The 13,149-nt window shown below is 35.3% G+C and carries 10 protein-coding genes; 1 reads left to right on the top strand and 9 read right to left on the bottom strand.

Translation table 11 applies throughout. The annotated features are described in order from the left end of the window. Nucleotides 1-17: 17 nt before the first annotated feature. From MM214_RS07565 to MM214_RS07525, 9 genes are all read right to left on the bottom strand, one after another. On the bottom strand, nt 18-1,121 hold the full coding sequence (locus tag MM214_RS07565; protein ID WP_241293998.1) for an acyltransferase family protein: 1,104 nt from the start codon (nt 1,119-1,121) through the stop codon (nt 18-20). Nucleotide 1,122: 1 nt separating this feature from the next. Beyond that, entirely contained in the window at nt 1,123-2,277 is a 1,155-nt protein-coding gene (locus tag MM214_RS07560; RefSeq protein WP_241293996.1) for a glycosyltransferase, read from the bottom strand. 5 nt (nt 2,278-2,282) lie between these two features. After that, complete coding sequence (locus tag MM214_RS07555; RefSeq protein WP_241293994.1) at nt 2,283-3,518, bottom strand: MATE family efflux transporter; 1,236 nt, start codon at nt 3,516-3,518, stop codon at nt 2,283-2,285. A 75-nt stretch (nt 3,519-3,593) separates the two neighbouring features. Beyond that, the gene (locus MM214_RS07550; protein ID WP_241293992.1) at nt 3,594-4,910 is read right to left on the bottom strand and encodes a UDP-glucose dehydrogenase family protein; all 1,317 of its coding nucleotides are present in this window, start codon (nt 4,908-4,910) and stop codon (nt 3,594-3,596) included. An 88-nt stretch (nt 4,911-4,998) separates the two neighbouring features. Next, the gene (locus MM214_RS07545; RefSeq protein WP_241293990.1) at nt 4,999-7,413 is read right to left on the bottom strand and encodes a GumC family protein; all 2,415 of its coding nucleotides are present in this window, start codon (nt 7,411-7,413) and stop codon (nt 4,999-5,001) included. Nucleotides 7,414-7,422: 9 nt separating this feature from the next. Continuing rightward, on the bottom strand, nt 7,423-8,247 hold the full coding sequence (locus tag MM214_RS07540) for a polysaccharide biosynthesis/export family protein (protein WP_241293988.1): 825 nt from the start codon (nt 8,245-8,247) through the stop codon (nt 7,423-7,425). Between the two features lie 655 nt (nt 8,248-8,902). After that, entirely contained in the window at nt 8,903-9,415 is a 513-nt protein-coding gene (locus tag MM214_RS07535) for an ArsR family transcriptional regulator (protein WP_241293986.1), read from the bottom strand. Between the two features lie 319 nt (nt 9,416-9,734). Next, a complete protein-coding gene (locus MM214_RS07530; protein ID WP_241293985.1) occupies nt 9,735-10,103 on the bottom strand; it encodes a hypothetical protein in 369 nt (122 codons plus the stop codon). Nucleotides 10,104-10,195: 92 nt separating this feature from the next. Beyond that, nucleotides 10,196-12,616, bottom strand: coding sequence for a penicillin acylase family protein (locus MM214_RS07525; RefSeq protein ID WP_241293984.1), 2,421 nt, complete (start codon nt 12,614-12,616; stop codon nt 10,196-10,198). Nucleotides 12,617-12,693: 77 nt separating this feature from the next. Between MM214_RS07525 and MM214_RS07520 the strand changes: the two genes are divergently transcribed. After that, nucleotides 12,694-13,107 (top strand): hypothetical protein, encoded by a 414-nt coding sequence (locus MM214_RS07520; RefSeq protein ID WP_241293982.1) that lies wholly within the window; start codon nt 12,694-12,696, stop codon nt 13,105-13,107. The last annotated feature ends 42 nt before the right edge of the window (nt 13,108-13,149 follow it).

Below are 13,149 nucleotides of genomic sequence, written 5' to 3'. Positions count from 1 at the left end.
CTTTATTTAATTGGATTTTACCTTGCAATCAAAAGCCTAGTTCTATTTCTAAAAATGGTTAATAAATAATTCCCAATCTTTTTTTCGATTAAAACATATGTTAAGTAAGAAAAAATTAAAGTCAAGGAAATAAATAATATAAAACCAATTACAAGATTAGAAGTTGACAATTGCCAATAATTTTTATTAAAAGAAAAAATTAGTATTCTTAAAAACATCATATGATTCAAATATACAGAATAAGAAATTAGACCTAGAAAATAAACAGGTTTACTTGAAAATAAACGAGATAAGGGGTTGTTATTAGTAACTGCTAAAATAAGTCCACCAAACAAAAAGCAAAGAATTATATCTGTTTTACTGAAACTATAAAAGAACACTATTAAAATAAATATTATTATCCATTTTTTTCCTAAAATAACTACAAAACGAGGATAATCTTTATAAATTTTAAATATAGCTAATCCAATACAATAACTTCCTAAACAACGTAAAAAAGCACCAGTGCCATTTGACATTCTTAAATCTAAAATCCAATATTCAACATCATCATATAATCTTTCTGTGTTTAAAACTGGTGCCAAAATGAAAATTAATAAAGCAATTAACAAAAAATAAAAAAAAGGTTTGTTTCTAAATAGGGCTGTAACTAAAACAAACGGGAATAAGAGATACGCAAACCACTCTGTACATAATGACCAAAAGACATTGTTCAAGGTAAATTCTCTAGGAAACCATACTTCAAGAAAAAATAAATTAATGAAAAAAGAATCTATGTCATTAAAATGATTTTTACTAAATAAGATAAAATATATAATAACACTAAAAAAATAAAGGGGATAAATTCTATTGAACCTTCTCACCATAAAATCCCAATATATGTTTTTGTCTAATAATTTTATCTTTTGATCATATGAAAGCGCAAGTACAAAACCACTTAAAATAAAAAATAATTCAACCATTAAATATCCATTATCTGCAAAGTTTAATAAATAGTAATTTATGATTTTATTATCAGATGAAATAAGAAAATCTAAAACATATTTCGAATTAAAATGATGAATTGCAACTATTATTGCTGCTAAACCTCGAATTCCAGTTAACGATTTAATTTCACTCATATTACTTTGATCGTTCTTCTAATACAGTATTAAATAAATTAATTAGATTTTCAACCATATTATTAATTGAAAACTCTTTGGAATACAAAAAGGCACTATTTAAATGTTCATTATTTTTTCCAATCATCAATAGCTTGTTCAATTTATTTGTTGCTTCATCGATATCATTTGGATCAAAGAAATAAGGATAATAACCTTCATAGACTGCCTCATAATGAGGTTTGATATTAGAAGCACAAATTGGCAACTTAAAATATTGAGCCTCTATAAGAACATTTCCAAATCCTTCATAAAGAGACGGGAAGAAAAACACATCAGAAACTTCTAAAAAAGGAACTAAATTAGTTTCCATTCCAACAAAAAAGACATTTTTATCTAGTTTTAGAGAAGCAACTTTTTGTTTAATTACACTTAATAGGCTTCCTTCGCCTAATAAAATCAATTTATAATTATTTATTTTTGGATCAAGATTGTTGAAAACATCAATTAAAAAAGAATGATTTTTTTGCTCTTTAAAACTACCTATATGAACTAATGTTTTGCTAGAATCTGCTATAAAAGAAAGAAGATCTGATTTTTTCTGAGGTTCAAGCTCGTTTAAAACCTTAAACTTATTAAAATCAACACCATTATATATTAATTCGTATTTACCTTTGCCTAAATTTACCTCGACTTCATCTATAAAGTATTCTAAATTAGTTTTTGAATGACCAATAATTTTACTGGCAAATCTTTTTGTTAAAGTTTTATGAAAAAGCAAGTAAATTTTTCTTAACTCTCCCAAAAAAAACTTTCCTTCCCACGAGTTTCTAAACATTGCTTTTTCATTATGAATAGAAACTAAAAAAGGAATTTTCAATTTATAACAAAGCCAAGCAAAAACCCCAGAAGTATGACCAAATCTACTATGTACTATATCAAATGAATTTTCCTCTAACAACTTTTTTAAGAATAACGCATCAAAAAAAGGTCTTTTATTATTTCCAAAATCAATTAGTATTGCACCAGATTTCCTAAACTCATCATCTAAAGCACCACCCAAACTACACAAAATGTGAATTTCTATTCCATTCTTTGTCAAAAGTGGTAAGCACGAGAGTAAAGTTTTTTCAATCCCGCCCATTTCAAGCTTACTAATAATAGTTAATACTTTCAATTTTCTCAAGTTTTAAATATACGATTAATGAAGACAATATAGGTAGAATAATAAATCACAAAACTGACTGCTTCTGCTAAAATTACAATTATAGCAATATCTCTTAAAGTATCAACTGAAAAAAATCTGAATAACACTAAAAGAACAGTAAAAGATATAATAGAAATAGGAAATCGTACCCATTGCTTTCTCATAGCGGTAATTGCTGAAGTAATAAATACATAACTAAAAGTAATAGTAGTACCTATCAAAATTAAAACTAAAACATCATTATATATAGCGTATTCTTTGGTATAAATCATCACCAACAATCTTTCTCCTCCTAAATAAATAATACCTGTTAACGTGAATCCTATTAAAAATCCAACTCCAACCATTTTCAAAACTAATATGTTAAATGATTTTTTGTTTTTATTGAAAACAAATTCAGATAACTTAGGCATTGAGGCATGTGCTACAGAGGAAATAAATTGTCCCCCTAAAGATTTAAAATATAATAGACTACCAAAAATCCCTAACATTTCAACTCCAAAAAGACTTTCTACTTTCAAACGAGGATAGTTTAAATAATATTTATCTACTAAAATTGAAAAAAACATTGGAATACATAATGTTAAAAGTAAACCTAAATTCCTTTTATTTGGAACAGAAAATCTAAACTCATTTAATTTTGCAAATCCTCTTTTTACAACCTGTCTTCTTTCATAAAGAAAATATAAAATAAACCAAGAAACAAGATATGCTAAAAGTGAATAAATTAAATCTCTAAATATAAATGAAACTAGACCTACACTGAAAACAGCTAATATGCCTCTTACTGCTCTTGAATAAGCAACGTAATCTAAGTGATGTTTTTTTTGGTATACTCCATAAATTAAATCCAATTGAGATTCAAAAACTTTAATTAATGAAACAATTAGAATTACTACTAGATACTCGGGTTTTAGAAAAAATGCAGCTAATGTCAAACCTATCAAACCTAAAATATTTGAAATAGTCCGAAAACCAAAATAATCATTAAGTGCTAATTCATTTTTTTGATCTGTTATATAGAAATTTCTCAACTGCATATCTAATGCTAACATAACAGGAGAAGTAAAGGCTCCAGCAAAAATAAACATACCTACATCTTCTATCGAATATAATTTTATAAAAATCAACAGAATAATGTATTGACTCGCTGCATAGAATAAGTTTCCTATAACTGAAAAGCCAAAATTTTTTCTTAAAGATAATGCCAAGGTAAAACGTTATATAAATCTTAAGGAATTTGAATAAAATATTTTAAAAATGCTAAATAGCATGAAAAATCGGGATTAAATCCCGATTCCATAATGTACAAAACCTAATTCAGAAAGGTATTTTTTATCGTAGATATTTCTTCCATCAAACACTACCTTTTCATTCAACAACTTGCCTAAAGCATCCCAAGAAGGAATTCTAAATTCAGACCATTCGGTCACCAACAATAAAGCATCTGCATCTACGCAGGCATCGTAAGCATCTTTGGCATAAGTGATCTTATCGCCTATATAAATATGCTGCGCTTCCTCCATTGCAATAGGATCATAACCCTTTACCTTGGCACCCGCTGCAATCAGTTCATCAATGATCACAATGGCAGGAGCCTCACGCATATCATCTGTGTTAGGCTTGAAGCTTAGTCCCCAAATAGCAAAAGTCTTCCCTGTCAAATCTTCTCCAAAATGCTGCTTGATCTTATGAACCAATACATATTTCTGAGCATCGTTTACATCTTCTACAGACTGCAATACCTTAAGTTCATAGCCATACTGCTTACCCGTTTTGATAATGGCTTTGACATCTTTAGGGAAGCAAGAACCCCCATAGCCTACACCAGGGTATATAAACTTGGTACCAATCCTAGGATCAGAACCGATTCCTTTACGTACCATATTGGCATTGGCCCCTACCAATTCACAAAGGTTGGCGATATCATTCATAAAAGAGATCTTCGTGGCCAACATGGCATTGGCTGCATACTTGGTCATCTCAGCAGATGGGATATCCATAAAAATGATGCGGTCACCATTGAGCTGGAAAGGCTTATATAATCGCTTCATGATCTTCTCTGCACGCTCATCATCCACCCCAATCACAATGCGATCAGGCTTCATAAAATCTTCTACTGCTGCACCCTCCTTCAAAAACTCAGGATTAGAAGCTACAGCAAAAGGCAGCTCTGATCCTCTTTTAGAAAGTGCAGCTTGAATGGCTCCACGAACCTTCTCCCCTGTAGTCACCGGTACGGTACTTTTGGTAGCCACCACAATATAGTCCGACATCTTGGTGCCAATTTCATCTGCCACTGCCAGTACATATTTCAAATCCGCAGAGCCATCTTCTCCTGGAGGGGTGCCTACTGCAATAAAAGCCACTTCGGAGCCTTGAATAGCCTCGCCTAGGTCAGTGGTAAACTGTAACCTCCCAGAAGCATAATTCCTTTTAACTACTTCCTCCAAACCAGGTTCATAAATAGGCATAATGCCATTTTTCAAGCCTTCAATCTTTTTTTGATCTACATCAACACATACTACATTGATGCCAACTTCTGCAAAACATGCACCTGATACAAGGCCTACATAGCCTGTCCCTACTACAGTGATTTTCATATTTTTTATATTTGATTAGTGATTAAATTAAGGTTTGGGTAATAATTCCCCTAAACTGATATTAAAATACGTTATTGATTTGCGAGCACTAAGCTTTTCCAAACAATCTCTTATACCAAGGCTTAGCTTTCTCATTGTCATGATAGCCATAGTTTGATCCATAGCCATAACCATAACCATACCTATAGCCGTAACCATAGCCTGACTTGACTCCCACATCATTGAGTATGGCATAGATGCTCTTTACCCCATTCTTTTCTACCAAGCTGTTGAGCACTTGAATATTTTGCTTTTCTGAATAATCTTGTCTAAATACATAGAAAGAAATATCGGCAAAATCGAAAAGATTTTTGGTTTCTGAAACCAGTCCTACTGGAGGACAGTCCATCAAAACAATATCATATTCTGCTTTGATTTCTTTCATCACCTCTGTAAACTTTTCCCGCTCTAGCAATTCGGCAGGATTGGGTGGAATAGGTCCTGAGAGAATAATGTCCAAATTATCATAGCCAGAATGCTTGATGGCTTCTTTCCAGTGCATATTGGAACTCAGGATACTGCTCATCCCTATGTCATTGCTCATTCCAAAATCCTGTGCAATCCTAGGCTTTCTTAAGTCCAATCCCAGAATTATCACCTTTTTACCAACAAGTGAAAAAGCTGCTGCCAAGTTGATGGCAGAAAAGGTCTTTCCTTCTCCTGATATGGTAGAGGTCATCAATATGGTCAGCCGTTCCTTTCCTCCACTCAAGTAAGTAATATCTGAACGAATGGCTCTAAAGGATTCTGTAAGTGTAGATCTCGGATTGGTTAATACAGGTAGTGCATCATCTCCAGTATGGTGCCCTATAAACCCTATCAATGGTACAGGAATCTTACCCTCTAAATCCAAAGGAGTTTCTATTTTTGTATTGAAATAGTCAATTAGACTAAACAATATCGCTGGAATCAATAACCCAATCAAAAACCCTACAAGTAATATTATTAACTTTCTTGGAGCTACAGGATTTTGATCTGCTCTTGCTTGATCTAAAATATTATTTTTTGGCATATTAGATGCCTTAGCAATCTCAGACTCTGCTCTCTTTTGAAGCAAATACACATAAATGTTTTCATTGATGGTAAATTGTCTTTCCAGTCCCATCAACTTCCTTTCAGTAGCTGGTAAGCTATTGATATTGGCTTCTATTTTCCTGATTTGGTCTTGCTTTTCCTTGACCATGCTTCGAGCATTCGCCAGAGCAGAAGTTACATTCTCTTGCAATTGTAATTTGGTACTGGCCAATTTTGAATTCACTTCCCTTACTATGGGCGTTTGCTCGGTATAATTGGCAGAAAGACTTGTTTTTTGAGCTTGTAATTCTCCCAAGTTCATCACCAAGGCATTGAGCAAGGGGTCTGTCACACCTATAATCGAAGGTGCCACCAGTGCTTCCAATTGATTTTGCCTCAGGTAGGTTTGTAAACTCTCGTAATAGCGTAAAGTGATTTCCGCTTCTGCTTTTTGTTTTTCTAACTCTTGCAGCCTGTTGAAAATCACCGTACCTTCTTCGCTCAAATTGAAGATCCTGTTTTCTGCCCGGTAATTCTCTAACCTGCCTTCAAAAAAACTTAATGAATCCGTAATTCCAGTCAGCTGTTGATCAATAAATTTGACCGTATTTTCTGCCACACGGTTCTTCTCTTTAAGCTCTCGATTCAAGTATGCCTGTAAAAGACTATTCAAATAATCCTGTCCCATTTTTCTAACAGGAGTATTCATACTCAGGTTGATGATGGAACTCATCTTATTCCCTACGGATACATTCAAATCAGCGATAAATTTCAAAGCCAAAGAATGGGTATCTTTTATAGCAAAGGAATATTTTTCATCTTTTTCAAGATAGATGTTTTTCAATCTAAACCGATAATTATCACTTTCAATCCACTGATCAAACTCAAACTCTTGGCTAAAACTAAGCCCATCTTCCAGACTCAGTTTGTACATTGGATCATGAGGCATAAATAAGGCAGGTGCATCATTATCAATAGATAACACAAACTTGTTTCCACCTAAACCTCTTACCTCAAAATTTCCTGAAACTACCTGGGCATGATTCCAATCCACTTCTACGATAAATGGCAGATTGGCATAAAGTTGCTTGGATTTCAAAAATCCCTCTTCATGGTAAAAAACATCCAAACCTAATGACTTAATAGTTTCCACCGCCAAAGCATAGGATTTCAATATACCGATCTCATTTTCTACATTAGACTTCGAACCTAGTAAGCCAGAAGATTCAAACAAATCCAAACCCAAGCCAGGCTTATCATCTGCCACAATCACAGAAGCAGATACTTGATAAATTGGTGTAGCAATTCTTGTATAAGTGTATGCTAAAGCTAAGCACAGAAATATAGAAGCAACAAACCAAGGCCATTGGTATAAGAACCTAAAGAGTATTGCTCTTAAGTCAATTTCGTCTTCTCCTGTTTGTTGTTTGTTGATATCTTGGTTATTCATAAAAATCGATTATCGGGTAATGGTATTTATAATTAGGGCCACAGCTGTAATAGAAGAGATGACCAGGGCAAGGGATTGCGAAGCATTTTCTCCTGCACCTATTTCCCTGATTTTGCGTGGCTCAGCGTAGATCTGATCATTGGGTTGGATAAAGTAAAAGGGAGATTGGATCAAATGCCTGTCATTAAGATTGATCCTATGCAATTTGGACCCTTCAGGATACTGTCTGATCAAAAGAATCTCATCCCGCTTGGCTACAATATTCAAGTCACCTGAATGTGCAATGGCTTCAAATATGGTCATCCTGTCTTGGAGTACCACATACTTACCCGGTCTCCTGAATTCACCAAGTGTAGAAAACCTTACTCCACCTAATTTGACTTTGACAAATAAATCAGAATTTTCTCTTAGATAAGTGCTTTTTACTTTTTGCTCTATCAATGCCCTCACCTCTTCAATGGTCAAATCTTTGGCCTTGATCTCCCCGATCACGGGCAATTTGATCATTCCGTTTCTGTCAATGGTATAGCCATTCATGTAATAGATATCCCCTCCTGAATTGGCAATTTGACCAACCATGGCTTGATTTCCACTCATTTGTTGCTTGGCATTGAACCCAGATTCCAAAAAATCACTGGCTGTTTGGATATTCACATCGATGATATCGTTGTACTGAAGACGGTACTCTGGTATTTCATAGTAGATCATCTCTCCTTCTGCTATGGGTGTCTCTCCCTCCAAGTTCTGCAGATAAATCACCTTTTTATTGGGTACGCAGGATATTCCTACTAGCAACAAGATCAAATAAAGCCACAAGGTCTTGCCTACCTTCATCAAACAATTTTTAAAATTCATTTGGTTTTTTATTGGTTATAACTAATAAATAGAACAATGTTTTATAATAGGTTATTAAAAAGAGTTCGAAATGTATGAATTTTAATATTATTTATAAAATTTCTCAAGTTTCTAAAACAAGATACTGCTTCCGAACAGACTTTATAAAACTTATCCCTAACCATAAAAGAGTATATCTTTAGAAAAGATATGCATTTTATGTTGATAAAAATGTATTTTAAATTTATTTATTATCTTTGTAATTACTTTAAATATAAGCCTAAAATTCCTAAGCCCAAAAACCTATTGTTTAAGCTTTTTCAAAAGTTGAAATTAAGGATACTGATTATACGCTTTTTTGCCAGCAACTTCAATTTATTGGCTCAACAGGTTGTTAATGTTCAATATCCATAAGTATCCAATATCAATTTATATCGGAAGTTAGATAAATCAGATTTTTGTAATGTTATTGGCAAAGTTCCGTATATCCATATTAAGAATTATTTGCCTTATCAAAAGTGTCGCCAAGTCGATTTTTAGACAGGTTTTTAAGATATTTTACCTGTAGATACTTACAGCTTCGCCCTGTCAGTCCCATCATGAACTTAGCTAATTGAGGTAATAAAAATGACCAAACTAAACCAAATTGCTTGGATCAGTCTTTAGATTTATATATCAACATGGCCTCAGGATCAGATATTTGATCTTGAATTGTAAACACCACATCTTTTTTAATGACTTCTCTGAGCTTTTCGGATATCACACTGAGGTAACGCTCATTGAGTTTCTCCCCTGTCACTTGCACATCAATCTTCCCAGAATCCACCCCTCTTGCATAATCCCCCACTAAGGCCACTTCATGTACCTCCCCCATTCTTTCCAATACAGTAGACACAAGCTTGTCTATACCCAGATACTTTCTTATCAGGTCTTGAATATTGGAGAAGAAGGGATGATTGGTATTGGCTTGGTAATCTATCTTATTTTTGTCAGCGACTTTGAGTAGATAGCCAGCCTCCGAGAGGTTATTCAATTCTTTGCGAATTGCGTTTGTAGATTCGCCAAATTCATCAGCCAAGCCCCTCAGGTGTCCCTGATTTTTGGGGTTACTAAAAAACTTAATTAAAAGCTTCAACCGTGTCTTGGAAGTGATTAAAGAATCTAACATTAAACCGCTTGATTAACGAGTAACAAAAGTACTCGCTAGAAAGTGAAATGCAAACATTTTTTTAAAAAGTTTGAATAAAACGAGAAAACATTTCCATCCCTCCAAGTCAAATTTCCTCCACCCAAAATAACCTGAAATTAGCCCTTAAAACCTCTCTCCAAGCCAATCAAAAAACAACAAAACCTATTGATAAACAATCATTTAAATCATATGCTAACCCAGATACATGGAACATGGAACAATTTACTTTATACAAAGTATATTGTATTTTACACAAACTAAAACGCACCAAGAAATAAGCCTAAGCTTTACCTCCTACTTAGTACCATCCCTCCCCTTTTGGTTTGCGAAGAATATTTCGGAGAAGTGCACCCGAGAGTGCCGGAAAGCTTCCAATGACAAATCCTAAACCCCCTGTGACAACAAAGATCAAAAAACTATTATTTAATCCCATCAAGATGGACATTTTTGCAGGAAGCTCTGATTGGGTATTCGCTGAGATCATCATGGCTTTGACAAACCATACCAGAGCCAATGCTGATCCCCCAGCAAAAAAAGAACTTATCCCAGAACTGCCCACAACATAGGCCAAGAGGAATATGGCTATCATGATAAATGGGAACGTCAACCATGCGCTTAGCATGACGACAAGCAGAAGTGACAAAACAAAGAGGATGATGAATTTCATGATTTGATCAGGTTTCTTTTAAAGGTAGCACTATCAGTTATTTGGAGAGAGCTTTTATTGTCTTGATTTTAAGCTTTAGAAATAATGAGAAATTAGGGCTTGAAGCGAGTTGTAAATAATGGATTTCGGAAAATGTCCGGTTGGTTTAATCCAAAATCTACATATGCTCCATTTGCCCAGGTATTTAAGAAAGTATCATAGAATTTGCTACCTGGATTTCCTGACTGACCTCCTGGATATATGCCATGTGCAATGGGTTGATCTGCCATCTCTACTACCATTCTCCAGCTGGCTCCATGTCGCTCAGAAGTAGCATTGAGAATGCCTGCACCACCCCCTGTTTGAATGTTGTGATAAGAAAAAGCTTCAAAATTAGGCACTAAGTGTTTTACTGAGGTGTTTTTAAAAGTACCCCAAGAATAATCTCCTTTGGTCTTGATTAATTTTTCTACCTGAACTACCATAGAGTCATAACTTACCTTGAGGTGATCGTTCACCGACTCTCTTTTGGCTGTGCCTCTGATATCAAAAATGGTATCATTGGCATCTTGTGTGATCAGGGCTACCGTTTGGTAATAATTAGGATATACAATTGGAACTCCACTTTCATCTAAGTTTTTCCAAATACTTTTGTAAAGGTACCTCCACCACAAATGGAAGATGGTAGGGGCCGATTGGCTAGGATTGGTGTAAAAATCCCATTGAGCAAGTTGATCCCAATATTTATCCTCATTTTTTCTTTGGAAAGATTCATCAGCAGAAAGCAACTTCATCATGACAGGAGCTGCCTCAGCAGCTAGCAAATGATAATTATCAAACTGTAATCTCATCATGTCTTGAATGGTAATTTGCTCCATTTCTTCTAATCTTTGATTGAGTCTTCGATTTCGGTAATGTTCAAAACTGTGATCAAAGACAAAATAAGGATAAGCATCCGTCACGGGGTGTTGGTTTGCCGATGAGACAAAGCCTCGTTGTGGATTGAGTGAGGAGGCATTGTGTTCGTTTGGAACATATCCTAACCACTCCATCTGAGGATCATTACCATCCATAAAAAACATTCCTTGGCCATGCCACTTCAAAGGAAATCTTCCTTGTACCTTCATGGCTATATCACCTTCTCTTGAGGCAAAAACAAAATTCTGGGCTGGAGAAGTGTAATGATCCAATGCTTGGAGATAATCAGCATGATTCTTACCCTTATTGAGCATCAAAAAGGTCCTTTGTTCAATTGAAGGCAAATGAGCAGTCCACTTGAGGGCATAGTTTGTATCTTTTCTTTCTGCCCCAAAGGACCTGTCATAAACTACAGGGCCATGGTGCGTGTAAATCACTGTATCTAGCAAGCTTGCTTGACCTTTGATCTTTATTTCTTCTATGCGGATGTTGGAATTTACCCATTGATCATTATAGAGATATTCTGATCTATCTGGGTTTTTAAAAGTAATGGCATACCAATCTCTTGTATCTCGGGTAGCATTGGTCACACCCCAAGCTATATTTTCATTGAATCCAGAGATTACTCCTAAAGCTCCTGGCAGGGTTGCGCCCTTTACACTGAAATCAGGTGTGCTCAGCTGCATGGCATACCAGAGAGATGGCAAATTCATACTCAAATGTGGGTCATTGGCTAAGATAGGATTACCAGATGCTGTTTTCTTCCCCGACACTGCCCAATTGTTCGAACCAGTGCCTGGAGTAGGTTGTGGCAAAGCTTTGAGTAGAATAGAATCACTCGGATAATGCAATTCCTCTGGCTCATCAATAGGTAAAGGCTCAAAATCCCAAACACGGTCTGACTCGATCACAGGGTCATTTTCTTCGGGGAAAAGTGGATAAAGTCTTTCAAACAAATCCTTCCCCAACATTGCCCTTAAATTGGTATATTCCAAATCTCTATCACCCACAAGCATGTCTGCCATGTATTTCAAGAGCAATAAGGATTTGTAAGGTGACCAAGGCTCTGGTTTGTAGTTGAGTATTTTATATTCCAAAGGCAGTGATGCCTCTGTCAGTTGACTGATGTAAGCATTGACCCCTTCGGCATATGCCTCAAGAAAGAGATAAATCTCAGGATCCTCTTTTTGAAGGTAGCTTATCCCCTGCTCTGCGGCAAAGGGCAATCCTTTTCTTCGTGTAGTTCTGTCTAAATCTATGGCCACTGGCCCTACAATCTCTGCGATTCTTCCCGCTGCGGCGAGGGTTTGAAAATCCATTTGCCATAATCGATGTTGGGCAGTCACATAACCTTGAACGCGGTACAGGTCTTCTTCATTGGCTGCGTATATGTGAGGGATCAAAAATTCATCATAGATTACTTCTACCTCATTTTTGAGGCCTGAAATGACGAGATCCTCTGGGGCATTTTGATCTTCGGAATAAGCATTTTGCCAAAATCCATGATGCGGATCAAGCAATTTTCCGAGAGGAGGAATACTATCTATCTGCATAGACAAAACCAACCCAATGATGATCGTAAGCACAAAAAAGAATGCAAAACTTATGTATTTCATAGAGACCCTTTTAGAAACGTTAATATAAATAAAAAAAAAGAAAAAGAAGATAGAGATGGTAAGGATGAAGGGCTGGGGTGATAGATGCCTATGGCGATATAAAGTTGATATTTGCCTATGGCGATATAAAGTTGATATTTGCCTTCGGCGATATAAGGTTGATATATGCCTGTGGCGATATAAGGTTGATATTTGCCTATGGCGATATAAGGTTGATATTTGCCTTCGGCGATATAAGGTTGATAAATGCCTTCGGCGAAATAAGGTTGATATATGCCTTCGGCGATATAAAGTTGATATATGCCTATGGCGATATAAGGTTGATATTTGCCTTCGGCGATATAAAGTTGATATTTGCCTATGGCGATATAAAGTTGATATATGCCTTCGGCGATATAAGGTGGGATATGCCTCTACCTATGATTATACGCTTTTTTGCCAGTAACTTCAATTCATTGGCTCAACAGGTTGTTAATGGTCAATATCCATAAGTATCCAATATCAATTTATATCGGAAGTAAGATAAATCGGGA

This window comes from Belliella kenyensis (genome assembly GCF_022549675.1).
GTDB classification, from domain to species: Bacteria; Bacteroidota; Bacteroidia; order Cytophagales; family Cyclobacteriaceae; genus Belliella; species Belliella kenyensis.
Note: the sequence above shows the minus strand (reverse complement) of the source record. Positions and strands in the feature narration are given on the sequence as shown.

Bases quoted from the DNA above. Each gene is read 5' to 3' on its own strand.
- MM214_RS07565 (WP_241293998.1), bottom strand. From the start codon at position 1,121: ATGAGTGAAATTAAATCGTTAACTGGAATTCGAGGTTTAGCAGCAATA.
- MM214_RS07535 (WP_241293986.1), bottom strand. From the start codon at position 9,415: ATGTTAGATTCTTTAATCACTTCCAAGACACGGTTGAAGCTTTTAATT.
- MM214_RS07550 (WP_241293992.1), bottom strand. From the start codon at position 4,910: ATGAAAATCACTGTAGTAGGGACAGGCTATGTAGGCCTTGTATCAGGT.
- MM214_RS07530 (WP_241293985.1), bottom strand. From the start codon at position 10,103: ATGAAATTCATCATCCTCTTTGTTTTGTCACTTCTGCTTGTCGTCATG.
- MM214_RS07540 (WP_241293988.1), bottom strand. From the start codon at position 8,247: ATGAAGGTAGGCAAGACCTTGTGGCTTTATTTGATCTTGTTGCTAGTA.
- MM214_RS07525 (WP_241293984.1), bottom strand. From the start codon at position 12,616: ATGAAATACATAAGTTTTGCATTCTTTTTTGTGCTTACGATCATCATT.
- MM214_RS07545 (WP_241293990.1), bottom strand. From the start codon at position 7,413: ATGAATAACCAAGATATCAACAAACAACAAACAGGAGAAGACGAAATT.